Source organism: Paenibacillus sinopodophylli (assembly GCF_005930355.1).
Classification (GTDB): domain Bacteria; phylum Bacillota; class Bacilli; order Paenibacillales; family Paenibacillaceae; genus Pristimantibacillus; species Pristimantibacillus sinopodophylli.
This window is the reverse complement of record NZ_VDBO01000001.1, coordinates 1,746,914-1,773,019: the sequence shown is the minus strand read 5'-3', so window position 1 is coordinate 1,773,019 and position 26,106 is coordinate 1,746,914. Positions and strand designations below refer to the sequence as shown.

The 26,106-nt window shown below is 50.5% G+C and carries 23 protein-coding genes; 14 read left to right on the top strand and 9 right to left on the bottom strand.

Annotation, left to right across the window (positions count from 1 at the left end):
* The first annotated feature begins 10 nt into the window (after positions 1 to 10).
* The 5 genes from FGT79_RS08065 (at position 11) to FGT79_RS08045 (ending at position 7,140) form a co-directional block, all read left to right on the top strand.
* Entirely contained in the window at positions 11 to 1,081 is a 1,071-nt protein-coding gene (locus FGT79_RS08065) for a M24 family metallopeptidase (RefSeq protein WP_138752181.1), read from the top strand.
* A gap of 40 nt (positions 1,082 to 1,121) precedes the next feature.
* Entirely contained in the window at positions 1,122 to 1,994 is an 873-nt protein-coding gene (locus FGT79_RS08060; protein WP_138752180.1) for a dihydrodipicolinate synthase family protein, read from the top strand.
* 26 nt (positions 1,995 to 2,020) lie between these two features.
* A complete protein-coding gene (locus FGT79_RS08055) occupies positions 2,021 to 3,454 on the top strand; it encodes an aldehyde dehydrogenase family protein (protein WP_138752179.1) in 1,434 nt (477 codons plus the stop codon).
* Positions 3,455 to 3,512: 58 nt separating this feature from the next.
* Positions 3,513 to 4,829 (top strand): RNA polymerase factor sigma-54, encoded by a 1,317-nt coding sequence (rpoN, locus tag FGT79_RS08050; RefSeq protein WP_138752178.1) that lies wholly within the window; start codon positions 3,513 to 3,515, stop codon positions 4,827 to 4,829.
* A gap of 97 nt (positions 4,830 to 4,926) precedes the next feature.
* Positions 4,927 to 7,140, top strand: a complete 2,214-nt coding sequence (locus FGT79_RS08045) for a LamG-like jellyroll fold domain-containing protein (RefSeq protein ID WP_425464992.1) — start codon at positions 4,927 to 4,929, stop codon at positions 7,138 to 7,140.
* A 66-nt stretch (positions 7,141 to 7,206) separates the two neighbouring features.
* Here FGT79_RS08045 and FGT79_RS08040 read toward each other — a convergent pair whose 3' ends face one another.
* The 3 genes from FGT79_RS08040 to FGT79_RS08030 are packed head-to-tail and all read right to left on the bottom strand — an operon-like array spanning position 7,207 to position 9,031.
* Positions 7,207 to 8,418, bottom strand: a complete 1,212-nt coding sequence (locus FGT79_RS08040) for an NAD(P)/FAD-dependent oxidoreductase (protein ID WP_138752177.1) — start codon at positions 8,416 to 8,418, stop codon at positions 7,207 to 7,209.
* The gene (locus tag FGT79_RS08035) at positions 8,415 to 8,768 is read right to left on the bottom strand and encodes a (2Fe-2S)-binding protein (RefSeq protein WP_138752176.1); all 354 of its coding nucleotides are present in this window, start codon (positions 8,766 to 8,768) and stop codon (positions 8,415 to 8,417) included. The genes FGT79_RS08040 and FGT79_RS08035 overlap by 4 nt, the downstream gene beginning before the upstream one ends.
* Positions 8,765 to 9,031 carry a (2Fe-2S)-binding protein gene (locus FGT79_RS08030; protein WP_138752175.1) on the bottom strand — a complete coding sequence of 89 codons (267 nt, stop codon included), beginning with the start codon at positions 9,029 to 9,031 and terminating at the stop codon, positions 8,765 to 8,767. Before FGT79_RS08030 ends, FGT79_RS08035 begins: the two co-directional genes overlap by 4 nt.
* Positions 9,032 to 9,305: 274 nt before the next feature.
* On the opposite strand from FGT79_RS08030, the gene FGT79_RS08025 reads away from it, so the two are divergent.
* The gene (locus tag FGT79_RS08025; RefSeq protein WP_138752174.1) at positions 9,306 to 10,400 is read left to right on the top strand and encodes a M24 family metallopeptidase; all 1,095 of its coding nucleotides are present in this window, start codon (positions 9,306 to 9,308) and stop codon (positions 10,398 to 10,400) included.
* On the opposite strand, the gene FGT79_RS08020 is transcribed toward FGT79_RS08025, so the two are convergent.
* Positions 10,397 to 11,407, bottom strand: a complete 1,011-nt coding sequence (locus tag FGT79_RS08020) for a sigma-54 interaction domain-containing protein (protein ID WP_171056123.1) — start codon at positions 11,405 to 11,407, stop codon at positions 10,397 to 10,399. The genes FGT79_RS08025 and FGT79_RS08020 overlap by 4 nt on opposite strands.
* An 84-nt stretch (positions 11,408 to 11,491) precedes the next feature.
* Here FGT79_RS08020 and FGT79_RS08015 point away from each other — a divergent pair, with 84 nt between their 5' ends.
* The 3 genes from FGT79_RS08015 to FGT79_RS08005 are packed head-to-tail and all read left to right on the top strand — an operon-like array spanning position 11,492 to position 14,581.
* Positions 11,492 to 12,712 (top strand): NAD(P)/FAD-dependent oxidoreductase, encoded by a 1,221-nt coding sequence (locus FGT79_RS08015; protein WP_138752172.1) that lies wholly within the window; start codon positions 11,492 to 11,494, stop codon positions 12,710 to 12,712.
* Entirely contained in the window at positions 12,681 to 13,700 is a 1,020-nt protein-coding gene (locus tag FGT79_RS08010) for a proline racemase family protein (protein WP_138752171.1), read from the top strand. Before FGT79_RS08015 ends, FGT79_RS08010 begins: the two co-directional genes overlap by 32 nt.
* Before the next feature lie 17 nt (positions 13,701 to 13,717).
* Complete coding sequence (locus tag FGT79_RS08005; RefSeq protein WP_138752170.1) at positions 13,718 to 14,581, top strand: proline racemase family protein; 864 nt, start codon at positions 13,718 to 13,720, stop codon at positions 14,579 to 14,581.
* A gap of 4 nt (positions 14,582 to 14,585) precedes the next feature.
* On the opposite strand, the gene FGT79_RS08000 is transcribed toward FGT79_RS08005, so the two are convergent.
* Positions 14,586 to 15,476 (bottom strand): AraC family transcriptional regulator, encoded by an 891-nt coding sequence (locus tag FGT79_RS08000; protein WP_138752169.1) that lies wholly within the window; start codon positions 15,474 to 15,476, stop codon positions 14,586 to 14,588.
* Between the two features lie 347 nt (positions 15,477 to 15,823).
* On the opposite strand from FGT79_RS08000, the gene FGT79_RS07995 reads away from it, so the two are divergent.
* Entirely contained in the window at positions 15,824 to 16,798 is a 975-nt protein-coding gene (locus FGT79_RS07995; protein WP_138752168.1) for a stalk domain-containing protein, read from the top strand.
* Positions 16,799 to 16,861: 63 nt separating this feature from the next.
* On the opposite strand, the gene FGT79_RS07990 is transcribed toward FGT79_RS07995, so the two are convergent.
* On the bottom strand, positions 16,862 to 17,347 hold the full coding sequence (locus FGT79_RS07990) for a nitroreductase family protein (protein ID WP_138752167.1): 486 nt from the start codon (positions 17,345 to 17,347) through the stop codon (positions 16,862 to 16,864).
* Positions 17,348 to 17,416: 69 nt separating this feature from the next.
* Positions 17,417 to 17,773 carry a hypothetical protein gene (locus tag FGT79_RS07985; RefSeq protein WP_212758524.1) on the bottom strand — a complete coding sequence of 119 codons (357 nt, stop codon included), beginning with the start codon at positions 17,771 to 17,773 and terminating at the stop codon, positions 17,417 to 17,419.
* 292 nt (positions 17,774 to 18,065) lie between these two features.
* On the opposite strand from FGT79_RS07985, the gene FGT79_RS07980 reads away from it, so the two are divergent.
* Positions 18,066 to 18,869 carry an acyltransferase domain-containing protein gene (locus FGT79_RS07980; RefSeq protein ID WP_138752166.1) on the top strand — a complete coding sequence of 268 codons (804 nt, stop codon included), beginning with the start codon at positions 18,066 to 18,068 and terminating at the stop codon, positions 18,867 to 18,869.
* A 55-nt stretch (positions 18,870 to 18,924) separates the two neighbouring features.
* On the opposite strand, the gene FGT79_RS07975 is transcribed toward FGT79_RS07980, so the two are convergent.
* Entirely contained in the window at positions 18,925 to 19,761 is an 837-nt protein-coding gene (locus tag FGT79_RS07975) for an AraC family transcriptional regulator (RefSeq protein ID WP_138752165.1), read from the bottom strand.
* Positions 19,762 to 19,960: 199 nt separating this feature from the next.
* On the opposite strand from FGT79_RS07975, the gene FGT79_RS07970 reads away from it, so the two are divergent.
* Positions 19,961 to 21,004: a glycoside hydrolase family 88/105 protein gene (locus tag FGT79_RS07970; protein ID WP_425464991.1), complete on the top strand. Its 1,044-nt coding sequence runs from the start codon at positions 19,961 to 19,963 to the stop codon at positions 21,002 to 21,004.
* 170 nt (positions 21,005 to 21,174) lie between these two features.
* Here the strand turns inward: FGT79_RS07970 and FGT79_RS07965 are convergent, their stop codons facing one another.
* Positions 21,175 to 22,422: a helix-turn-helix domain-containing protein gene (locus FGT79_RS07965; protein ID WP_138752163.1), complete on the bottom strand. Its 1,248-nt coding sequence runs from the start codon at positions 22,420 to 22,422 to the stop codon at positions 21,175 to 21,177.
* Positions 22,423 to 22,535: 113 nt separating this feature from the next.
* Here FGT79_RS07965 and FGT79_RS07960 point away from each other — a divergent pair, with 113 nt between their 5' ends.
* Positions 22,536 to 23,936: an MFS transporter gene (locus tag FGT79_RS07960; RefSeq protein ID WP_138752162.1), complete on the top strand. Its 1,401-nt coding sequence runs from the start codon at positions 22,536 to 22,538 to the stop codon at positions 23,934 to 23,936.
* Entirely contained in the window at positions 23,936 to 25,987 is a 2,052-nt protein-coding gene (locus FGT79_RS07955; protein WP_212758522.1) for a hypothetical protein, read from the top strand. Before FGT79_RS07960 ends, FGT79_RS07955 begins: the two co-directional genes overlap by 1 nt.
* The last annotated feature ends 119 nt before the right edge of the window (positions 25,988 to 26,106 follow it).

Below are 26,106 nucleotides of genomic sequence, written 5' to 3'. Positions count from 1 at the left end.
AGGACTTCGGATGATGAATGCAAGGCTGTCACGGCTGCGATCGGTGCTGAAGGAGAGAAGTCTTGAAGCGATCCTTATTTTCCATGGTCCGAATCGCCAATACATTTCTGGGTTTAACGGGTCTTCCGGATATGCGGTCGTAACTGGCGAGCACGCGCTGCTGCTTACGGATTTCCGATATGTCTCGCAAGCAGCGGAGCAAGCGCCAACCTTCATCGTGAAGCGGCATGGTGATCAGCCTTTCGAGTCGATAGCGGACCAAGTCCGCAAGCTCGGTATTCGCGAGCTCGCCGTCGAGGGCAATCGATTAAGCATGGCACAAGCCGAGCGACTGAAGGAGAAATTAACGGGCATTGCGTGTGTACCGACTGAGGAGATCGTGGAGAAACTACGCAACGTGAAGGATGTAGTTGAAATCGCTTCGCTCCGGGAAGCAGCTCGCATTGCGGACGAGGCGTTCTTTCAGCTATTGCCGCTTATCCGTCCTGGCACAACCGAGAGAAAAATTGCGGCGGAGCTGGAATACCGTATTCGACTGCTTGGCGCGGAATGCGGATGGCCGGGATTCATCGTTGCCTCAGGTTACAGGTCGGCGCTGCCGCACGGTGTGGCTAGCGCCAAGGAAATCGGCAATAACGAATTCGTTACGCTCGATTTCGGCGCAATCGTGAACGGCTACATGTCAGATGTGACGAGGACGGTATTCGTGGGCAAGCCGAATGAGAAGCAGCGAGAGATATATGATGCGGTGCTAGCTGCAAATGAAAAGGCGATTCGGGGCCTGCGTCCCGGCATGAACGGCAAGCAGGGTGATGCGCTCGGCCGAGATGTCATTGACGCGCGTGGTTACGGTGAATATTTTGGACACGGGCTCGGGCATGGCATTGGATTGGAAATTCACGAGCAGCTTCGATTATCGCAGCAAAGCGATTCTATTCTTGAACCGGGCAATGTGTTGACCGTTGAGCCGGGCGTATACATTCCGAATGTCGAGGGTGTTCGCATCGAGGATGATGTTCTCATTACGCCGCATGGTGCAGAAGTGCTCACATCAAGTCCCAAAGCGCTAATCGCGCTCTAAATCGAACGGCTTGCGCCGTTGTACTGAGGAGGAAGCAAGTATGAGTTTGTTTTCCGGTGTATATGTCGCTATCGTTACCCCTTTTGATGACAAAATGAACGTGGACGTTTCCCGTCTGAAGGAGCATGTTGACTGGTTGATTCAAGAAGGCGTCGATGGCATCGTCCCGACTGGATCGGTGGGGGAATATGCCACTTTGTCAGTTGAGGAGCGAAGGACGGTAGTCGAGGCTGCAATTGCAGCGGCTGCAGGACGGGTGCCTGTTATCGTCGGAACGGCCGCAGCTTCTACGGGAATGGCGGTTCAATGGGCGGAGCATGCCAAGCAAGCTGGTGCTGCCGGTATTATGGCATTGCCGCCAATCAGCTACAGACCATCGGAAGCCGAAGTATTCCATCACTACGAATCGTTGTCCGCTGTGGGTCTGCCTATTGTGGTCTACAACAACCCGCATGATTATCCGACGGACATGAAGCCTGCTTTTCTGCAGAAGCTGTCCGCAATTGCGAATGTCGTCGCTGTTAAGGAGTTTTCAGGTGATATCCGAAGAGTTCATGATATTCAAAGGTTGACCGATCTGCAGATTATGATCGGCGTAGACGATCTGGCTATGGAGGGCGGACTGCTCGGAGCAACGGGCTGGATCGCTGGTCTTACGAATGTATTGCCATCGGAGAGCGTTCGCATGTTCAAGCTTGCTCAGCAAGGACGATTGGAAGAGGCGATCGCTATTTATCGCAGATTGATTCCGCTATTTCATTGGGATGCGAACCCGCGCCTCGTTCAGGCGATCAAATATAGCTTGGAATTAGCAGGTCGGCCAATGGGCTTGACCCGTCCGCCGCGCCTGCCTTTAACGGAAGCTGAGCAGAACGACATTCGGGAGGCGTATGTGTACGCGACTAGCGAATAGGCAGAATTCAGAAGGGGGGAAGCGGCATGGAATCAAGAAACTGGATTGGCGGAGAATGGAGCAAGCCGGAAGCGGGCACGCTCGAAATACGTAATCCCTCTGATTTAACAGAAACGGTGGGGTATGTTCACTTATCAGGCAAGGCGGAATTGTTCGCCGCGGTTGATGCGGCTCGGAGCGCTCAGCCGAAGTGGGCGGCGATGACGGGTGCCGCAAGAGGGGACAGTCTCTACCGCATGGCTGGCCTGCTGGAAGCGCATGGTGCTGAGCTTGCGAATCTGGCCAGCAGCGAAATGGGTAAACCGATTGCAGAGATGCGCGGAGAAGTTGCACGCGGCGTCCAATTGCTGCGCTATTATGCAGCGGAAGGCGTACGTGCGAACGGACAGCTCATTCCTTCGGCCTTCGCAAACGTGAAGCAGTATAGTGTTCGTGTCCCGCTTGGGGTGGCTGCGGTCATAACGCCGTGGAATTTCCCCGTGGCAATTCCGATATGGAAGATCGCCCCTGCATTAATATGCGGCAACACGGTCGTGTGGAAACCGGCAGAGAACGGCTGTTTGACCGCGGCCAAGCTAGCGGAAATATTCTCCGATGCCGATTTACCTGCAGGTGCCCTTAATTTGGTTATCGGGAAAGGCAGCGTCGTTGGCGAAGCTCTGCTGAAGGAAGCGAAGATCGATGCAATCAGCTTTACCGGCTCTTCTGCGACGGGGCTGCGGGTCGCAGCGGCAAGCGCTGCGCGGAATTTGAAGTATCAGACGGAGATGGGCGGCAAGAATGCCGCTGTTGTCCTGCGCGACGCCGATCTTGATGCCGCGGTTGCGGCTGTCGTAAGCGGAGCTTTTCGTTCGGCGGGTCAGAAATGTACGGCGACGAGCAGAGTGATTATCGAAAGGGCGGTTTATGATGAGTTTGCATCCAAATCGGCTGAAGCAATTACTAAGCTGCGCATGGCAAATGCGAAATCCGAAGGGGCATATCTCGGTCCCGTTGCCTCATTGGAGCAATTCAAAACGGTAAGCCAGTACATGCAGACCGCGCTTGCGGAGGCGCGTACCGTCGCTGTCGGCTCTAGTGCCGTTGGAGAGGAAGAAGGGTATTATATCTCTCCGCTGCTTGTGGAGGGAGTAGGGGCTGATCATCGACTCGTTCAAGAGGAAGTGTTCGGTCCACTCGCCGTGATGCTCCCCGCCGATCATGTTGACGAAGCAATCAGGCTTGTCAATCAGACTGTTTTCGGTCTTAGCGCCTCTGTATTCACGAAGGATTTGAACAACGCATTCCGATTTCTGGACGAAGCGGAAGCGGGTATGGTGCGCGTCAATCAGGAGACGGGAGGCGTCGAATATCAGGCACCCTTCGGCGGAATGAAGGAATCCAGCTCACACAGCAGAGAGCAGGGGCAATCCGCTCTTGATTTCTATACTCATATGAAGACCTGTGCAATTCAATATTGATAATGTGCGATGCAAGAAGCAGGTCATGGATTCCAGTTCGGAGAAAGGAGCATGAGCAATGACGATGGCGAGCTCTTCAATGAATATGCTCATGCTGCCGCAGCTTCGCTGCGCGCTTGCGCCGGAGCTGCGGCAATCGCTTACGCTGCTGCAGATGACGTCAGTTGATCTATTCTCTTATTTGCGGGAGGTCGAGCAGGACAATCCGTTGATACAGTTGGAGGATGTAGAATGGCTTTCGTATGAAAGCAAGCAGCGGCGAGGTGTTGGTTATAGGACTGATGGTGCCGATATCGCGGCGTTCCGTACCGAGAGGGAAACGCTGGAGCAAACGCTGCTCACCCAGATTAGACTTACTGACGCGCCACTGGAGGTAAAGCGGGCAGCTGCCTTTCTGGCAGGAAGCCTGGATGAATCCGGTTATCTGGACATTGGGCTAAATGAGGCAGCCGCCTGCATGGGACTTGTGATTGGTGTTGTCGAAGCAGGACTTAGGTTGCTTCATACGCTTGAGCCTGCAGGTATTGCCGCCACATCATTGAAGGAATGCTTGCTGCTGCAAGCATCCCGCGACACCTGCGCGCCGACGTTTGTCGAGGAACTAATTCAGAGGCATCTCGGCGATATCGCCAAGGGACGCTTCAAGGTCATCGCCAAATCGCTCAGAATTTGTGAGCAGGAAATTGAATATGCCGTTCGGTATTTGCGTGGCCTTCATCATCGTCCGGGACTTCGCTATGGACATTCAGACGTCTCGTATGCAATAGCAGAGATTAAGCTGCGAAGAACAGCATGCGGTATAGGCTTCGCTGTTCGCGATACGGCTCCGTTCCGGGTAAGCTATCACGCTTCTGCTCTTGATACGAGAGTGGGTTCTCTCGAATGGCGTGCTTGGGTCGCAGCCAAACGAAAAGAAGCTGCCGCATTGGACGGAATGCTGCGCTTTCGGAAGAGCACATTAATTGAAATAACCGCTGCTATCGCTGTGCAGCAGCATCGATTCATGGATGAAGGCACGGCTGCGATTCGTCCTTTGAAGCTGGAGCAGATCGCCGCCGAGACTGGCTTCCATCTTTCGACCGTCAGCCGCGCCGTGCGAGGGAAATACGTAGACACGCCGTTCGGTGTGCTGCCTATTCCTTTGTTTTTCTCCTCCGGTTTAATATGTGGCAGCGGAGAAGAGGTATCCTCGCGTGCGGTGAAGCACCGTATCCGAGGGTTGATCGCAGGCGAGAACAAGCGGCGCCCATTTACGGACGCGCGCCTTGCCGCCTTGCTTCATGAGGAAGGAGTGAGCATCTCTAGACGAACCGTTGCGAAGTATCGGGAAGAGGAACGTATTCCTCCATCGACTTACCGAGCTATGACACAGTAAGCATAACCAACTTATGAAGGGGGGAATGCCGATGTAATCACAGCAAGGCTAGTGGAAACCTGCTTCGAATTCGAATAAGGAAGAGGAGGCTCAAGGAATGGAACAACGTGTAATGCAAGGCAAGCGGAGCTTTACGTTCAAAGCAGTTGTGTCTGCTATATTGGTCGGGGCGCTTCTAGCCATGATGCTCTTCACGGGTCCGCCGAGACCGGTTCATGCCGCGGCGAACTACGCTGAGGTCGTCGATATTTTCGGCCGTACGGTGAACGACAACGGCATCGAGCTCGTGGATTGGCAGGGCTATCTGGCTAACCCGTACATTAAGCTGACGGTTAAGCCGCCGACAAGTGCGGTATTCCCTGTTACGATCAACTTGACGACCCAAGGCACCTCGCGCCTGATGATGAACAGACCGAGTACCATGTCAGCGACAGGTGCAGCCAAAACGTTGACGTTCGCTAATGCAGCAGCAACTCAGGAATTCAACTTGGCTATCCATCCTGACCGGGTCGGCGGAAACGGAGAGATCGAGAATCATACGCTGACTTTGCAGGTGGTTCAAGGAAACAACGCCACCAGCACACAAACGATTGCCATCCGGGTACTCGATCAGGATGACAATGCCGAGCCAACGATGCCACTCAAATTCGACTACCGTTTCGATACGATTACGAATATATTCGGCAATGCTGGTGTGAAAGCTGCCACGGAACAAGCGATCAAGGACTGGTTCTACTTTTTCGATGAAGCCTCTTACGACACGGTACCTTCCGGCGCGGAGCAGATGTGGCTGCCTGGTGATAACTGGCAGAACTCCATCTCGGTAACGAACAATGCCGCGTACAACGGCATGTGGATCTTCCTGCGCGGAATCAACGATCCGTACTCGACCGGATTCCCCGCCATTAATGGCAACTATCACAAACGAGCAGGCGTTCAAGTACCGGGACCCATTCCGCGTTCACTCGCAACGATATTGGATTTCTATACGGGATTTACGCCGTTTACTTCGCTGAACGATGAAGAATATTACTTAACGCAGATGCCTGGAGCTTCTTGTACCTCCAACTGCCAGACTGATTTGCTCGGCTTAATTGCTCATGAATTTGGTCATGCAGTCGCCTTTCACAGCGATTGGCCTGGTATGGCAGCGTATGTCGCAAGCGGCGGAACCAACGATGCTGAGGTTATTGCTTATCAAGGCAACGCGGTGCCGCTCGATACCAGCTACCACATTCCGGAAGCGAGCTCTCAGAACTGGGATCGGCTGAGCGGGCAAAGCGGTGGACGCAGCCATATGTTCCATCCGAAAAGATGGATGATGACGAAGCTCTCTCTGCTGATTGCAGAGAACGCAGGCTGGAAGCTGAAAAAAACGCTAACGCCATTTCTTGCTCCATCAATCGTCACAACGTCGCTGCCAGGAGGTACGAAGGGTTCATCCTATTCACAGACGCTCACGGCGAAAGGCGGCGTGCCGTTCTATGATTGGACTCTGGCAAGCGGATCACTTCCCCCAGGCCTGACACTCGATCGGTTTAAAGGGACGGTTAGCGGTACGATCTCGAGCAGCGCACCGCAGAACAGCTATACGTTCACGGTGCAATTACGGGACTATGACTCGCTCAGCGCACCGGTCACGAAGACTTTCACAATCAGCCTGAACGGCACTCAGCCGCCTTCTGAGCTGACTGCGCATTACTTATTCAATGAAACGAGCGGAACGTCAGCCGCTGACGCTTCTGGCAACAGCTTGAACGCGACACTGAGCGGCGGTGTAACATGGACCGCCGGCCATGCGGCCAATGCTGTTCAGTTGAATGGAACGACAGGCTACGGCAGCCTGCCTAGCGGTATAGTCAGTGGGCTGAATGATTTCACAATCGCGACTTGGGTCAAAGTAGACAATACATCAAACTGGACTCGCATATTCGATTTCGGTACTGGGGCAACGTCGAACATGTTCCTGACACCGCGACCAGGCGGGGCAGGGCTGCGTTTCGCGATTACGACGAGCGGCAGCGGCGGGGAGCAGAGGTTATCGACAACGACGGCGCTCCCGACAGGCGTGTGGAAGCATATTGCGGTGACGTTGAACGGGACGACTGGAACGCTTTATGTAGACGGCGTGTCTGTGGCGACGAATACGAATATGACACTCAAGCCTTCTAGTCTCGGCAATACGACGCAAAACTATTTAGGTCGTTCACAATATTCTGGCGACGCCTATTTGAACGGGGGATTAGACGATTTCCGCATCTACAATCGCTCGCTGAGCGGAGCGGAAATTACGGCTCTCTTCAATAGCTGACGCGCATAATGACAAAAGCCGCCTTCCGGGTTGTAAGACCCTGGAGGCGGCTTATTTGTATACTCGTTAGACGAGCTCTGATTGGTACATTTTTGCTCGGCTTGTAGCAATGTCGGGATGAAACTGAATGAGTGCTTCTTGTCTTGTCCGCTTAACTTGCTCCATCGAATCTTTGATTTCAGCTTCGCTGGGAGCTTTCTTCGCTGCGGCGCTGGCCGCGATGGATAGTCCAGCTACCCTGCCTTGCGCAATCGCGACCTTTGCGCTCTCTACGCCGGTAATGTTGCCGGCAACGTAGAGACCTGAGAGCGGCGTTTGCATGTTCTCACTATGCACCGGAATATGCCCGCCGAGCTCGGACATGTAACGAAAAGGACAGCCGGCGACGGCGGCGAGCTCCGCCAGCGGGTACAATCCGCCTGCGATACAGACGAAGTCTGCTTCCACGAAACGCTCGCTGCCTGCAATAAGCTCTCCCTGCACAGTAATGTCGGCGACGAGCACACCTTCTACGGCGTCCCGTCCGACGATTTCAATCGCGCAGCGCCGAAGCTGGAGCGGGACGCCCAGCATGCGTATCCCTCGCTTGGGATACAGGTGGAGTGCTAGATTGTGCAGCATGCTGCACTGAAAAAACCTCGCGCCGTATTTGAGCATGGCGTTAGGCGCTAAGTCCGCGAAGCGCAGCAGTGAGCTAAGCACGGCATCTGGATCGGAGGCTTTGCCACTGAGCGCATTGCGGGGCGGCAGAACGATTGCAGCCAATTCAATACCGGCCAAGCGCAGCTCAGACACGATGGCCATGGCGAGTACGTTCATGCCGATGACGACACCACGATTACCGGCACGTACACGATGCACATTGGTCATGACTTGTACAGCTCCAATCGACATAACGCCTGGCAGCGTCCATCCCGGCAGCGGGTTTGCCGATTCAGCTGCACCTGTAGCGAGCAGAACAAAGGGAGTACGATAACAGCCTTTGTTCGTCCATATCGTCCAACGGTTATCGTTAGTCCTCTCGAGGGCAGTCACAGACACGCCTGTTTCCATATCTGCGCCTGCTTCCAGAGCATCAAGTACAAGTAATTCAGCTTCCCGAATGCCGTTCCACCAAGCACCGCCAGGCTCTTGATGCAGCTGGCCGAGCAGACGTCCGCCAGGCTTCATGAATTCGTCCAGCAGCAGCACCTTCAAACCAGCTTTTGCAGCAGAGCTGGCTGCTGTGAGGCCTGCTGGTCCAGCGCCGACGATGATAAGATCGTAGACGGAATTCATAAGTCAGGGCTCCCCTCTGTTTTCGTTTCCTGCCGGAACGGCGTTGGCAGGACGGTTCCCGAGAGGATGCTCATGCGGTCCTTCACTAGCGTTAGACAGGCGCGAACGCTGGATATTCCGTCAATCGTTACCCGGCATTCCATGCAGTGTCCAATGTTGCAGTAAATACCTCTAGGCGAACCGTGCTCCTCATGGAGCCTCAGCGTGCGAACGCCGCCAGCAAGCAGTGCGGAGGCGACGCTATCGCCTTCGCGTGCCGTATATTCAATTCCGTCAAAGCTGAAGGACAGGGCAGCAGCGCGTGGGAGAGGACCCAGTACGGGATGATGTTCAATTCTACCGTAGCTCATGACGATTGCCCCCATTCGGCGAAAGATACAGGACGAACGGGAGGCTGAACCTTCAGCGGGAAATCGGTGAGAGAGTCACCTTCTGACGGCATCGTTAAGCGGTCCAGCAGCGGCCGGCATGTTCGACCGCCGCATATTCCCATACCGGCACGCGTGCGCAGCTTAGTCTCACGCGCAGAGCAGGCATGCTGACGTATGGCTTCATGAATTTGCTCCAACGTGACCTCTTCGCATCTGCAAACGATTATCGACGCATCTTTCATATTAACGGCCTCCTTGTGATTCGGAATTGCTACTCTAAGAACCTGCAAATTTCATGCCATCCGAAACGACCACAAGTGTAATTTCACAAATAAAGAGCATGTACCATCTTCCAGCAGCTATTTAAAGTTTCATTCATAAAGCTCTTGCGTTAATCCAGGAGGTTCAAACAAAATTTCGCAATCGGGTTGCGCGTGGCATCGTTTTTGCAGTGCTAATGATGACGGGGACGTTGCTGTCCCAAACTGCTTAATAAGGAGGGAGGCTATTTTGTTTATGTTGTACAGAAACAGAAGGAATGTGCTGCAGGAAAAGCTTGCGAAAAGGGCTATCGAGGCAGCACTCGTCATATCGCCGGCGTCAATCGCTTATTTGACGGGATTCCGATCGGATCCGATGGAACGATTCATGGCGCTATGGATAAAGGCGGATGGAACAACGACATTGTTTGTTCCGCAATTGGATGAAACGAAGGCAGGTGCAGTGCAAGGAATTGACAGGCTGGTGCCCATACCGGACGGCAGGCCAGCGACTGAAGCATTGAGGGAAGCTTGCGGCGGGGAGCCTAAGTGCTGCGGTGTCGAAAAAGACGCGCTGACGTGGAAAACAGCTGAACAACTGGCTGAGCTATGGCCGAATACGGAGTTTGTCGATATTGGCGAAGTTGTTGGACAGATACGCGGCCGCAAGACGCGGGCAGAGGCAGACCTCGTGAAAACGGCGGCAGGTTTCGCTGACACTGCTCTCGAAGCGGCATTAGGCCACTTTCGCCGAGGGATGAAGGAGAGAGAGTTGGCCGAGGAAATTGACAGGCAGATTGTGCAGGCAGGAGGGACTGGTTCTGCATTCAAGACGACCGTGCTGGGGGGCAAGCGTTCTGCCCTGCCCCATGGGGAAACCGGAGATTACGCAATTGTCGAGGGTGATATTCTGCTCGTCGATATGGGGGTGATTCATGAAGGCTACTTATCGGATATGACGCGAACGTTCCTTGTCGGTCAAGGGACAGCGGAGCAAGAGAAAATTCACGAAACGGTGTTGGAGGCCAATCGGCGGGCGATTGCAGCACTGCAGACGGGTGCGCCGCTGGCGTCGGTTGACGAAGCGGCAAGGTCGTGGATTCGAAGTTGTGGCTACGGAGACTACTTTCCCCACCGCGTAGGCCACGGTCTCGGCACAGAAATCCATGAGCCGCCTTTCGTACACGGCTGGAATGAACAGCTTGTCACGACCGGCCTGCTGATCACAATCGAGCCGGGCATTTACATCCCCGGTGTCGGCGGGATTCGGATTGAAGATGATCTGTATGTAAATGAGAATGGCTTCGTAGAGCAGTTAACTGGTTTTTCTAAGCAATTAAGACGTCTTTAATTCAGAGAATCATTGCCAAACAAGGTGCTAATCCGCTTATAGAGTGTCATCCGCGAGATGCCGAGAAGCTGAGCGGCTGCCTGCTTGTTGCCGTTCGTTTCCTTGAGTGCTGACTGGATAAAACGGCGTTCATAATTTCCCAGCCAATCTGATAAAGCACCTTGCCTTGGCAAAGGAGGGCCTTGCCCAGCTTGCTGCTCGGAGAGGGGCGACCACTGGCCAGCGCTGCGCAGCACTGCTGGAGGAAGATGCTCATTATTCAGTGATTCGCCTGCGGACAACACGCATAAACGCTCGATTGCATTGCGGAGCTCGCGGACATTGCCAGGCCATGGATGCTTAATAAGCAGAGCTTGCAGTCCATTGTCTAGTGGCTTGGTGTATCCGAACTGTCTCGCGAACGTTACGGCGAGAAGTGGAATGTCCTCGGAACGGTGCCGCAGGGGTGGGATGTCCAGCTCTATCACGCTTAGCCTGTAATACAGATCCTCCCTGAACTTTCCTTGTGCTACAAGCTGGTTCAGATCACGATTTGTTGCGGCGATGAAGCGGCAGTTTGAGTGGAGAGTGCGTGTACCGCCGACCGGATAATATTCGCGGTCCTCGAGCATACGCAGCAGCTTCGTTTGCAAATCAAGCGGCAGTTCACCGATTTCGTCCAGAAACAGCGTGCCGCCTCGAGCGAGCTCGATTTTACCGGGTTTGCCGCGTGGGTCAGCTCCCGAGAACGCGCCTTTCTCATAGCCGAACAGCTCGCTCTCGGCTAGGCTGGCCATCAAGGCGCCGCAATTGACCGCGACGAACGGGGAGCCAGCCGCTTCACGAAGCGCATGAATGCCCCTTGCGAACACTTCTTTGCCGACCCCCGTTTCTCCCGTGAGCGTTATGGTAGCAGTAGTATGCGCGAGCTTGCGGGCTGTCTCAATAACAGTGAGCAATGCTGCACATTCCCCGATCAGATTATGGAATGGATCGGACTGATGATGCTCGGAAGCTGTTGGCTGCAACGATGGACCCTCCCTTGAAAAGTGTATCTTAATTATTACACTGTAAATCAAAAGTGTAAATATATGTATGGGCAGGTGAAGCTTATGACCGTTAAACGGCATGCAGACGTGCTGGTGTTGGGTGGCGGCATTATTGGCGCGTCCGTGTCTTATTTTGCGGCTAAGACTGGATTGTCCGTCGCCATGCTTGAACGCGGTGAGATTGCGCAAGGTACATCGTCGCGATGCGACGGGAATATTCTCGTTATCGATAAGGAGCCTGGCTTTGACAGCCTCATGTCGATTGAAAGTCAGCGCATTGTAGCAGAGCTGACACGAGAGCTGGAGCAGTCATTCGAATACCGGGCTCCCGGCAGTGTGTTCGTGTGTGAGACGGAATTGGAAATGGAAGCGGCGAGAAGCTGGGTAGAGCGGCAAGCGGGGCTAGGACTGCCGTTTCGAATGCTCGACCGTTACGACATACGTCAGGAGTCACGCTATTTCGCTGATGATCTTCCCGGTGGACTGGAATGCAGCTCTGACTCGACAGTGAATCCATATTTGCTAACCTATTCACTCTCGGGCGGAGCGAGACGGCTTGGGGCGGAAATCTGTTTGGGTACAACGGTACAGAACGTGACTAAACTAAGCGGGAAAGGTTATGCCGTTGAGACGGACCGAGGCACATGGGTCGCGGAAAAGGTTGTCAACGCAGCTGGCTGCTGGGCGCCAACAATTGGGGGAATGGTTGGAATAGACATTCCGATTGTTCCGCGCAAAGGCCATCTCATTGTCGCATCTAGGCAGCAGCCTGTGGGTAGGCGCAAGGTGATGGAGTTCGGCTATTTGATGTCCAAATTCGGCGGCTCTCGTCAAGTCGATCGCTTGACTGAACAATACGGCGTGGCTCTTGTTTTTGAGCCCACTGAAAGCCAGAACTTTCTAATTGGATCCAGCCGGGAGTTTGTCGGTTTCGATACGGAAGTAAAGCCGGATGTCATTGCCTGCATGGCTAGACGGCTGCTCCGCTTTTATCCTGCCTTGTCCGATTTTCAAATCATCCGGACATATACGGGCTTGCGTCCTTGGACGCCCGATCATTTGCCAATTGTATCCGAAGTGGAAGACTTGCCGGGCTTCTATATTGCGGCGGGACACGAAGGAGACGGCATCAGCCTGGCTGCTGTAACCGGAAAGCTGATGGCGGAGCTGCTTACGGGTGCCATGGCGACATGCATTCCGGCGGAACCGCTCCGATTCAGTCGATTCCATAAGAAAGAAGGGGATAGCGGATATGAACGCAAATCAGGTGTTTCGCACGATTGACACGCATACAGGAGGCAATCCGACACGAACCATTATAAGCGGCATGCCTAAGCTTGAGGGAGTTACAATGGCGGAAAAGATGTTTGATATGAAACAAAATCATGACGGCATTCGGCGTCTGCTGATGAACGAACCACGCGGGCATGAGGTGATGTCTGGTGTTTGCCTCGTGCCGCCATGCCATGAAGAAGCGGACGTTGGTGTTATTTATATCGAAACAGGCGGCTACTTGCCGATGTGCGGACATGATACGATCGGGTTTTGTACCGCTTTGGTTGAATGCGGACTTGTTCCGGTAGAGGAGCCAGTCACGGTGATTAAGCTGGATACCCCAGCTGGTCTTGTTCGTGCGGAGGTGATGGTTAAGGAAGGAACCGCTATTCAAGTGGCTTTCCGTAATATTCCATCATTTCTGCATAGCGTGGGCAGTGTTAATGTTCCGGGGCTCGGAGACGTGGCATACGAGATTGCTTACGGCGGCAATTTCTTCGCGATCATAGATGCCCGTACAATAAGCTTGCAGCTTGAGCCCTCGAATGCGGCAGCAATCGTGCGGCAAGCTGTTCAGATCAGGCATGCGATCAATAAAAGCTTGGTCGTCGAGCATCCGGTATCTCCGTTTATACGAGGGGTAACGCATGTTGAGTTCTACGGCGATGCCCGCCATCCGGCGGCCGATTTGCGCAATGCGGTCGTCGTGCCTCCAGGAGGCATCGACCGCTCGCCTTGCGGCACGGGCACATCGGCAAAGCTGGCAGCGATGTTCGCGCAGGGCAAGATCGGTATCCGCGAGACGTTCGTATACGAAAGTATCGTTGGCTCGCTGTTCAGAGGCAAGGTGGTGGAGCAGACGATGATTGGCATGCAGCCAGCCGTCGTTACCGAAATTGCCGGAACTGCGCGGATAATGGGCATGCATACGTTTTATTCCAATCCGGCAGACCCGTTGAACGAAGGTTTTCTGTTCGTACCTCCAAACGACCACTGAGAGGAGATGGCGCACTTATGAAATTTAGTAGAATAGCCAAATCGCTGGATGTCCATGTCGCTGGCTGGCCGCTTCGTGTTCTGTTCGATGCTCCGGAGCACCGTGAGGTAGAGTCACTCTCGGGAAAAGCGTTGCGACTATGGGAAGGGGAACGTTCGGCACTACGCTGGCTGCAGCACGAACCGAGAGGGCATACTGCGATGCGTATCGGTGTTGTTACATCATCGCGAATAGGCGATTACGGCTTGATGATATTCGATTCGGCAGGTCCATGCCTAGTGGATGGAATGGATGCGCTGGGCGCTGCTTGGGCTTTGACGGAATCCGGGTTGCTGGCAAATACCGCTGGAATCATGTTTGAGACAGAGAGCGGATCGATTGCGGTTGGTTCAGTAGATGAGGAAAAACGACGATCTGCCGTTTGCCGGCTGCTATTGTCCGAGCTTGATGCTTACACGGTTGTTCGCGCTTCAGATGTCGGATTGTCGCTTCAACCCCATAATGCGTATGAGATTGAGCAGTATATGGGAAGCTGCGAAGACGGTGGAGGAGCCGCATTGCTTGCAGAGGAGCGCGACGGCAGTGAATGGGTACTCGCCGCGATGGGCCGCGATGGTTGCTTGTTTCGCGCTCCGAACAGGATTGCGATTGGAGCGATGCTCTCTAAGCTGCGCGCGGAGGGGGCGAATGTCGATGTCCCCCATCGCTTCATCGGACTTGCGGGCGGAGCAGTCGAATGCATAGTCTTGTCTGCTGACCATATTGGGTACGGCAATGAGGAATTAGTCTGGACTTTGACCGCCAGCGCTAGACTGATCGCTTCGTGCGAATTCATTCTTGATCCGCAGGATGCGCTTGGGGAAGGTTTTCTATTGAGATGACCATTTATTCGACGTTCATATGCTTGAGGTAGTAAGCGTTCCGATAGCCCGTTGGCGTAAGATGCTCGTGTTTGCGAAATAGGCGAATAAAATATTTCTCGTCCGGAATGCCGACATCATGCGCAATTTGTTTCACGGTGCGCTTGGTTCCAGCCAGCAGCGACTTCGCTTTGAACATTTTTTGTGCCAAAATATATTCATGAAGATTTCTACCCAAAAAGCGCTTGAACTGTCTGGACAGATAGTCCCGATTGTAACCGTATTTGTCAGCGATAATGGAAGCCGTAAGCGGCTCTGCCGTATGGATGCGAATCCATTCTACGATTTCGGCTACTAGCGGATCAGGCGGTATGGGTGCGCCGAGTGCATGGCCCGATTCCGCCTGCTCGGCGAGCTCTAGAAACAATGAAGTCATCCGATAGTGCAGTGCGGAGTAATGAATAAGCTTAGAATTGGCAAGATGCTGGAGCTGGTGGAACAGGATATCAATTTTATCTGGATGGCCGCATTGGAAAAATAGAGGCAAATAGGCGTATTCGTTAATAGCAGCCAGCTGCTCTTCGGCTTCCCATCGACTTCTATCCTCGAGCCACTCGTCCTCTCCACAAATTCGCGCATTCTCGGGACATAGGAAATGTACCCAATAAAATGTAAGCTCGCCCTCGCTCGGCTGGTAGCCGAAGTGAGTTTCACCTGGCAGCAGAAGCAGCATGTTTCCCGGTCCGACTTCAAAACATTCGTTCTGCTGCTGTATATATTGCGTTCCCTTGACGCCAACAATAATTTCATAGCTGTCGATCCTGCGGCGTGAATGCGTCCAAGAGCGAAGCGAATGCAAATGTCCTGCTGAAATAAATTGTAACGGCTGACGTATGTCCGTTCTCAGGAACTGCAAGTAGGATCACTCCTTCCAGGTGGTTTGAAGCGATTTCGATCTATGATTCTATTCTTTTACTTATTCGACAGTGATCACTTCAAATTCCTTCCAAGTGGAAGTTTTGGTTTTTCTAATTTAGCTATAGGATAAAGAAAACTGGAAACAAAAGCGATCGGAAGAACCAGTCACGCGGTGGATTCTATCCGAAAAACATGAGTTGAACTTTTATAATCGTAGAATACTATTTCATTCTCATCATTAATCGACAAAGTAGGTCTAGGGACGTATAAACTTTCATCTGTATATATCTACCAAATTAGGACTTGTGATATACTGATAGAAAATATATCCAAGGAGCTGTCCATATGTCCAAAAAAATGCTGATTTTCATCTGCGCATTCATTCTGCTCTTTCAAACGAATGTGTTCGCAGCACAAACGAAAAGTGCTGAGGTTGAAATCAACAAGTTTAAAGTAAAAGTAAACAATGTAGATGTAGCGAATAATAATCTTTTGTATAATAATACGACCTATGTAACGATTCGTGCGGTAGCTGAGATGATGAAACTGCCTGTTAATTTCTATAAAGAGACGAAAACGATATACATCGGAACTGTACCCGAAGGGGAGGTACCAGCTTCAATTCTGTCCACTTGGAGCACAACTGCGCCTGCGAAGTCTTCCGTTACACTGGAGAAGCCGAGGAAGGTGAAGATCAATTTGGCTCTGAATGAAGTAGCTATCAAAGTGAATGGCAAGAAGCTCTCATCAGATAATATTGTTTTCAAGGGGAGTACATACGCTCCAATGAGAGTTGTTGCTCAAATGCTAGGTTATGGGGTGAACGTACATGTTCCTACCTCGACTGTATACATTGGAGAGGTTCCTAAAAATATTTCATTTGAAATTCCTAAGCCTACGAGCACCAGCACCGGGAAAATGTATCATGTGGCAGCAACAGGCTCGATGAAAGGCTGGCAGCTTCTGAAAGGTCATAAGTACGAAGGAAAGCTGGAGATTTATTATAAGATTAACGGTACAATAGTATCTACTCAGGTGAAAGATATTCAGAAGATAGATTTGAACAAAAAAATTACATGGATCGATGACAGCGGTAAAAAGAGACAAAATACGGTGAAAGAAATTTATACGATGTTTGGAACATTTAGTGAATATACATCCGATTGGTTCTACGAGAAATTCGGTGAGCTTTATACGGACTGGCTGTTATCCAGCACAGCTGACACTAGTGGAATCGTCGATGACTATTTGGAGGCTACTGGGCAGATCGAATCCTCCGGGAGCTTTGTTACACTTACGCCAGACGCGGTTTTTGAATAACAATAGAAGAATGCAGTATGAAAAAGGTCAGGTACACGATATGTGTATCTGACCTTTTTCATGTTACGGAAGGTATTTCATTTTTTCTAGGATAGCTGTACGCTCTCTCGGCGGATTTACTTCTTCTGGATAACCAACACCAAATACCCCGATAACATCATAGCCTTCTGGAACAGCAAGTATTTCACGGATTTTCGGAGCAACTGCCAGAGATGACCAGAAGGTTCCAACGCCGTCTGCCCACGCAGCTAAGTTAAAGTTTTGTACAAAGCAAGCGGTGGCTACTGTGTTTTCTGTTGTTTCAATTTCATTGGCTCCGTGTTTGGAGAGAATGGCAAGTACGATAGGAGCATTGAAGAAGTTCGTTTTGTGATTTAGCTTTGTTCTGGTAGCCTCACCAACCCAATACACTTCCCACGGCTCAGTCATTTTATGATTAGGAGCCATTGTACCAGCTTGCAGCCACTTATTGATTAGTTCCTTCTGTACAGTATCTGATTTGAAACTTTTTGTATTACGACGAGAGTTGATGATTTCTATAATATCCAAATGAGAGCGCCTCCTTGTGGTTTTGAATTTTTAAAAATAATGTTCTGCTGGGTTGTGTCTAGTGGGGTATTATTCGTTTTCCCCAGATACGGTGTCAGGTACATGTTGATCATGTGCGAACCCGTTCTTTGCGAGCTCGTTTATGCCGTCCTTTTGGTCATCATGAAGACCGAATAGATCAATAAACTCGTTCCGAACCATTTCAATTGCTTTCAATTCTCCAGCTATTACCTGATGGATCGTCTTCAGCTCAGGCTGTTCCAGCTGTTCGATAAGCGTTGTGCGCTTCACGTCTAACCTTTGCAAAAATTCAAGCGCGCGCCCCCGTCGAAATGTTTGTGCTCCTGTATGCCTAGATCCCCGGCCGCCATGTCCCTCGTGATGTCTGCCATGTTTTCGATGTCCTGGATGCTCTTCATGTCTCATTGCAATAAACCTCCGTTTTCTTTGTTAGGGTATATTTCTAATCATGCATCATACTTTTATTTAGTGTCGGTGTATACAATTGTATACCGATGTATTCGTTTGTGTCAACTCAGCTACGATTATCTGAACTCGAGTTTTTAGAATCGGTCTTGTTAGCCCCGTTACAACTTTAAAAACCTTGCTGAAATTGTACTGGTTATTGTATCCTACCAAGGTCACTGTAATTTCTAATTTGATGTTGCAAGTATTGCAAGGCATTTGCTGTACATTGAAGAAATGGGGCGTGTTTTGATTGGATATCAAATTGTTTTGCGAAGGTATTAAGCTTGAACCTGCTGCTGCGCAGCAAGTGTATGCATATCATATGGAGGATGAAACGTATGAAGCACATAAACAACATTTTTATGTGGACTATGGATCCTTCTTTGAAAGTGTTAAGCAAACGGTGAGCTATCGAAAATTATTACTTTATTTATTAGTCCGGTTTGGGGTAGATGCCTATGCGGAATACCGAATTCGAGGGATCAGCGATGAAGTCTACTATGACACCTTCTCTGACATTCACATTTGGTGTACGGTTTGTGTGCGTGAGTATGGTGAATACGGCATCGAGGAATATAACTGGCTGCAGGAGCATGTACAGCTTCGGTTGTTCCGACTCGGAAGACTGCAATTCCAGCCTATTGCCTTTGACCGTGAATTAGTAGTAAATGGCCGCAAAATAGTTAAAAACCAAATCGTATGTAATGTGCATATCCCGTCTGGAGAGCCGTTAACGCCTCAAGGCGTAGAGAAATCGTTAGAGCTTGCGCGAGCTTTTTTCAGAGGGGTAACTCCGGTTTATGTTTGTCATTCATGGCTGCTTTACCCAAAGCTGACCGAGGTCTTAAGCGCTACTTCAAATATTTTGCAATTTCAAACATTGTTCAATATTTATGATGTAGATCTAGAATCAAAGGAAGCCGAGCAAAGAATATTCAACAAGGTAAATGCCAATCCCTCCGAATATGATGAGTTAACAAGCTTGCAGCGCAGCGCGAAAGCCTATCTGGTAGCTGGTCATCCACTCGGAAGTGGATTTGGTATCATACTGTAATGGTGAAAGACGACTTCCTTCTTAAGTGAAGGAGGTCGTCTTTTTACTACATGCCTTAATTTGTCCCCGTGCCGTGCAGCCTTCGGTACGTTTCTGGTGTTATGCCTTCCTTTCGCCTGAATGTAGCTACGAAATGGCTCGCATCGCGGAAGCCGACTGCTTCGCCAATTCGGCGTACCGTCCAGTCTGGCCGGGAAGGAAGCCATTCCTTCGCTTTACGAATCCGCAATTGAATTAAATAAGCATAGGCCGTCTGGCCAAACAGCTCCCTAAACTTTTCGTTCAGCTGCCTCTCACCGATATGAAGCTTGGCGGCCATTTCTATAAGCCCAATTCCGGGATCAGCGAACTCCTCCTCGAGCCAGTCCAGCAGCAGTTGAACACGCTCCAGCCGTTTCGTAATGGATGGCCGGTTGTCCGTTCTGGCATCGGTTCGCAGCAGCGTAAGGAATTTGTACAAATCCGATGAAAATTGCCATCCCGATGGGTCGCCTCCAGATTCGGCGGTCGCTAGCATATCAACTAATAACTTTGAGATTTGGTCATTGCCAGATTCCCATTGGAATCGCTCCGCTATGTTCCAACCGAAGGATTGGACGAAGCTCGCTGCCATGCTCCCATGAAATGTAATAAATCCTGTATGCCAATAGCCATTTTTTGCTTCGTAACGATGAGGAGTTCCCGTCGTTAGCAATACTCCCGTGCATGCCGTCATTTTCCACACTTGTCCATTCGTCGATAGCTCTCCTTCGCCTGCCAGCGTTTGAAGCCAGTGGAAATAGGGGTAGCCATTTGGGCGATCCATCATTTCTTGTTTAGGACTGACTCCAATTGATTCAAGCTGCAATGGCAGCAATTCCGCGGGTGAAGGCGGAACGATACGTTTTTTCATAATAAACCTCCATATTCTTATATGTATTTTCTGTTTTTTTATATAGGACCTTATAAAATTAAGTATTACAATGAAAGAGTATACTGCGGTTTTATCATACAAATCATGGAGTGACAAGTGGATTAACGTGATTATGCTGAAATTTTATATGGCGGGATTAGGGTCCCGATTCGGGTCTATCTAAGAGAGGATGATCAAGTTGAAAATTAGCGCAAAAGAGAGCGAATTGAAGCAAGTCGTCGGACGTGTGGCGGAGTACACATTCGGCATGGATCTGACTTGGGATTGGCCGGGCGGAGTGGCATACTACGGCGTTAGTCGGGCTTACGAAGTGACGGGAGAGCAAGCCTACTTGGATCGCATGATCGCGTGGGTGGACGAATATATTGAAGCGGGATTGCCTGTCTGGACAGTAAATACGTGCGCAATGGGGCATATGCTGCTCACTTTGTACGAGCAGACGAAGGACGAGCGGTATGCGGAGCTTATTTTCAGCAAGATTGATTATTTGGAGAATAAAGCACTGCGTTTCGGCGATCGGGTGCTTCAGCATACGGTGTCAGCCAACAACGATTTCCCCGAGCAGTGCTGGGCAGATACGTTGTTTATGGCGGCTTATTTCATGCTGCGTACAGGCATTATGTTCGATAAAAAACATCTTGTAGAAGACGCGCTGCATCAATTTTTGTGGCATATCAATTATTTGCAGGATGAGAATGACGCTTTGTGGTACCATGGCTACAACCATATCAAGAAGGATCATATGTCCGGCATGTATTGGGCGCGGGCTAACGCATGGGCAGCCTATACGATGTCTAGAGCGGCTCGAATATTGCCGGAAGCTTATCTATACCCTCCTATGATGCATATATGGAGTTCCTTGCGCGATCAGCTTGCCGCAATCAAGAAGCTGCAGAAGGAAGATGGCCTCTGGGGTACCGTGCTTGATTATCCGGAGGCTTACGGCGAAGTGTCGGCTACGGCGGGTATCGCGGCAGCTATGATTACGCAAGGAAACCCGCTGCACGGGAAGCATGTGCAGAAAGCGCTTGATGGCTTGCTAGGGAACATCGCAGACAACGGCCGCGTAAGGAATGTGTCGGGAGGAACTGCGGTTATGAACGATATTGCCGGTTATCTTGGCATCGACCGAAAGTGGGCTCAAGGTTGGGGGCAGGGACTTGCACTTGCTTTCTTAGCCTCAGCTATAGATGATATTAATAAAGAGCAGGACGAGTCTTGAAGACAAGACTGCGTGTATGATGCTGATAGTCACATTCAGTGTGCTTAACGCGAATATTCCTGTTTATGTAAACCTCTAATAGGACTATTAGAACCAGCCCTGTGCGTAGCGCAGGGCTGGTTTGCCATATGAAGACGCCTCTCGTTACGGGAAAGAAGAAGCCGTCTCTCTTACCTGTTTAAATGCTGACGGTTTCGGTATTGCTTTGGTGTCATTCCTGCGTATTTTTTGAACGCCTTTACGAAATGGGCTTGATCGTAAAAGGTAAGCCGATCACCGATTCTCGAAATCGTGTCGTTTGAGTGTTCAAGCAGCTTCTTGGCCTCCTCGATTCGTTCCCGCTGGATATAACTCATCAGAGTCAGACCAGTTTCCTTCTTGAACAGCTGGGACAAATAGTGAGGGTTAAGCCCAGCTACCTCAGAGAGCAGCTGCAGGGTTAATTCCTCGAAGAGATGATTATAAATATATTCTTTGCTCTTCTGGATCGGTTTAGAATGGTTGCTATTTCGGCATTGATTGACCCGATCGGCAAAATCCGAAATCGCAGTAAAAACAGCTGTTTCTATCGCGCCTAATTCGTGCAGTTCCTCGATATGCTGAACATGCAGGTCGCATAACGTCATTGCTAGTTCTTGATATAGGCCTCCTTGGATGGCTGCATGGCTGCTTAGGGCAATTCCACAAATCGCAAGATTTTTGACGCTGCGAATATGACTCCGTTTCGACTGAACTCCGACATGGTTGTTCTCGCGAGTTGCTTTTACTAATTGTTTCATTAACTCGTTTTTGTCACCACGTGTAATAAGCTCAAGCATCTGATTTACGCCAACGATTCCGTCATGGAAAATAGAATACTCCCGTCGATCTGCCAGCTCCAGTTCCTTTTCCTGCTGTTGAGCAGCTAATCTGAATTGCATCGTCGATTGGAGAACGTCCGTAATGTCAAGTGCCTCATGGTTCACGATCCAATTGGCCAATACGCAAATATGAAGGAAACGAAAGTGATCGATAAGCGGCAGCCTCTCGATGTAATCCACCCATTTCTCCCTATCTTGGACCGGGATACTGTGCTCAATCAACCAGGCACTGTTCAATTCATTGGCATTCCACCTGGTAGTCGGTCCTATGACGACGACAGCTATACATTGCCCGTTGCGAATGACTGGCACTACGGCAAACTGTTCCAAATCATGGATCTCAAATATAATCGGGTGCTTTAGTTCTATTCCCTTCGCCGCGGCAGTACGGAAGAGATCAGCCATATCCGTGAAGGTTGGATGAGCGGAAAGCTCGACGCTCCAGATGAGTTCCTGATGATTGTCGACATGCCATTTGCAGAAAACAGGCAGCTGCGAGCTTATATGAACGCATTTACATAAATAGTCCAGCTCAGTTAGATCGCTTGCGAAATCCATTCATTTATCCTCTTCTCGTACAATTATTATACGTAACATACCATACTTTACGAAATTCGTGTGCCATAATTCAATGTAAAGGCTTACAAGAAAGCATCTTGAGGGGGAGTTTTATGGCATCTACAGAAGCAATGGGACCAGGCGTTAACGACGATGGCGAGAGGCCGAGGCTTACACTAAGCGAAAAGATTGCGCTAGTAATCGGGAACGCACCGAACACGTTTCACTACCAAATCATTCAAATGTATTTATTGTTTTTTTACACGGATTTTATGAAAGTCAGCCCGGCCTTCATTGCAGCCTTATTCCTTATTACTCGGTTTGTGGATGCGCTTCTGGCCCCGATTTTTGGTGCAATGCTGGATAAAATGACTACACCATGGGGGAAATACACGCCTTGGTTCCTCATTCTAGGCGTTCCTTTCGCCATCTCGGGATGGCTAACCTTTACAGTTCCAGACCTAGATGAACCAGGCAAAATGGTTTATGCTGCCGTGACCTATGTGATTTATAGTCTGTTCGCTTCCATTATCACGATTCCAAGCCAAGCTGTGGTACCGGCCGTGACCAAGAGAATAGAAGAAAGGATCACAATCGCTCAGCTAGGTTTCCTGTTCATTCTCTTCGGTGCGCTAATTGTACAGGTTGGAACGGTGCCGTTGTACAAAGCGTTAGGCGGAGGTGATGATGCGAAGGGGTTTTCTGTATTTATGGCAGCTGCAGCAGTCGTAACGATTGTGATTTCTGTTTTTCAATCGGTACGAGTGAAGGAAAGATATCTTGTAGCTGTAAAAAAAGACAAAAAAACACCTTCTTTCAGACAAATGTTTGCTGCTACGTTCTCGAACAAGTACGCAATCATTTTATACGTCTATTTGTTCTCAAGCGCCATATCTTCCGGCATTCGTTCCGGCGTCCAGATTCATTTCTACAAATATTTTTTCCACAATGAAGGCTTGATGGCGATTATCGGTATCGTTGTTTTGATTCCTACGCTGGTTGGCGTAGCTTTCAGTCAAAGGATAATTAGGCGTTTCGGATTGAAAAATACGGTGCTTGCAGGCGTAATCGTCAATCTTGTTACATGTCCGGTCTTTTTATTTATCCCATCGGATACGACTGGTCTTGTGCTGCTTATTGCGGTATCTGTTGTTACCAGCCTCATTGGCGGATTCGCAAGTCCGGCTCAGGGAGTGATGATGCCCGCGGCAATCGATTACACGGAATGGAAGAGTGGGTTGAACTTAAACGCGTTTATGAGCTCGTTCAACGGCTTCATCCAAACCTTTGCGACGGCGTTATCTGGAGCGATTGCAGCAGGCGCGCTGACGGTGATTGGATACGTGCCAGGTGTGGAGCAAAGCGACGGAACATTGTTCGGACTTAAAGTACTGATTGGGGTTCTGCCCGCTGTATTCGGAGCATTCGCAATCTGTATGATCTGGTTCGATCTAACGGAAGAAAAGCAGACCCAAATATCAAAAGAACTTGCAGAAAAAAGGAGAAATGAATAATGTCGACTCACGATATGCATCAAACAAATAATGAAAATACGTTATATGATGGTCAACAGGACCCGCAATTTCAGAACCCTTATGTAGATATTGACGAGTGGAGAGAGGAGCCTGTGCGTCATCGGTATGTTCATGGCGGATTTACGGGCACCGAGACAAGGTTTTCGTTTTATTTTCCGCTCGAAGAGAACTATAAAGGACGTTTCTTTCAGTCGGTCTACCCTGTGCAAGGGAGCGAGAACGCGGCCCAATTCCAGATTGAGGGCATCGACAACAAAATTGGCTTTGCCATAACCAGCGGCTCTTATCTGGTAGAAACCAATATGGGAGGCGCGTCTTCCGACGTTACACTCGTCTATCGGGCAAGCGCTGCGGTAGCGCTATATTCGCGGGTGAAAGCGGTGGAGCTATTCGGATCACATCGTCCGTACGGTTACATTTATGGAGGGAGCGGCGGCGGATTCAAGACGATGAGCTTCTTGGAAAATACGACCGGTATATGGGATGGAGCCGTTCCCTTTGTGATCGGAACGCCGATGGCGATTCCCAACGTGTTTACGGCTCGCGTCCACGCTATGAGAATTCTTAAGCACAAATTCCCTAGTATTATCGATGCAATCGAACCCGGGGGCAGCGGAGACATGTATGCTGGCTTGAACGGGGAAGAGCGGCAAGCTCTTGAGGAAGTGACGAGGTTGGGCTTTCCTCCCAAAGCATGGTTTGCTTACGAAGAGATTGGCGACGGCGCCCTCACGGTTCTGACGCCTGCTGTGATGAAGATGGATTCCGGCTATTTCGAAGAGTTCTGGTCCGTTCCTGGCTATCTTGGCGCCGATCCCGAAAGCTCAGCATCGAAAGCCCGTATTCAATTTAGGACGGTCATAACAGAGATTGTGCGGCCGAGCAAGCAGGGGACATCTGGAACTTCTTCTGCAAACAATATGGGCGTAGACGAGGCTTGGAAAATGCTTACGGAAGCAGAAGAGAACATTCCTTACTTTAAAGTGGAAAGGGTGCCGGGACCAGAAGCTTATCTCGATGGGGCGTTCATTCGAGTGGTAAGCGGAGAGGCTGCTGGACTGAAAATTCCACTCGGACGAATCAATGGAAACGTCGTTACGATCGGGTCGGCGTTTGGGTTTTTCGCATCGGTTCAAAGCCTGGAAGCTATTAAAGAGGGTGACGAGCTCGTGCTCGACAACTCGGATTATATCGCCATTCAAACCTATCATCGGCATCAGGTTCCGTCCAGAGACTATGCTGTATGGGATCAATTCCGAGATGAGAACGGCGAGCCATTGTATCCGCAGCGTTCGTTTCAGGTTGGGCCAGCCGTAGCTTTCGGAGGAGCCGGATCGCTTCAAAGCGGGCGGTTTCAAGGAAAGATGATTGTCGTGCAGACGCTCATGGACGAGAGCGCATTCCCTTGGCAAGCGGACTGGTATCGCAGCAAAGTGCAAGAACATCTCGGTGAGAGCTTGGATGAACACTTTAAACTTTGGTATGTTGATCACGCTTTGCATGCCGATACCAGCTCGGACGGCGCGCTCGACGAGCTTCACATCGTAACGTATGTACCCGCGTTGCATCAGGCGATGTTGGATCTGAGCGACTGGGTGGAGCGGGGCATTGCGCCGCCAGCCAGCACGAACTATGAAGTTGTCGATGGGCAGGTCGTTGTCCCGGTCAGCGCAGCGGAACGCAAAGGCATTCAACCTGTAATAGATCTCATGGCTAATGGGAGTGTGCGTGCAGAGGTTTCAGTTGGCGAGACTGTATATTTCGAAGCAACGATCGAAGTCCCGCCGAATACGGGGGAGATTGTGACTGCTGAGTGGGATTTTGAAGAAAAGGCGGACTTCTCGGTAAAAGCGGAATTACTTCATCTAAATGAAGAAAGATCGCAAGCCAAGGCGAATGAGACATACGTATTCTCCAAACCCGGCACGTATTTTGTCGTATTGCGAGCCGCATCGAATCGGAAGAGTGGGTACAATGATTTCTATACGCAGGTACCGAATTTAAGCAGAGTGCGGGTCGTTGTGAAGTGAAAATTTAAAGTTGAAGTTGTAGACCGCTAACGTGGAGTGAATCCACATTAACGGTCTTTCGTTGTCTTACAATTATTTTTGATTAATGGAGTTGTATAATCACAGGGTTGTTAAAACGA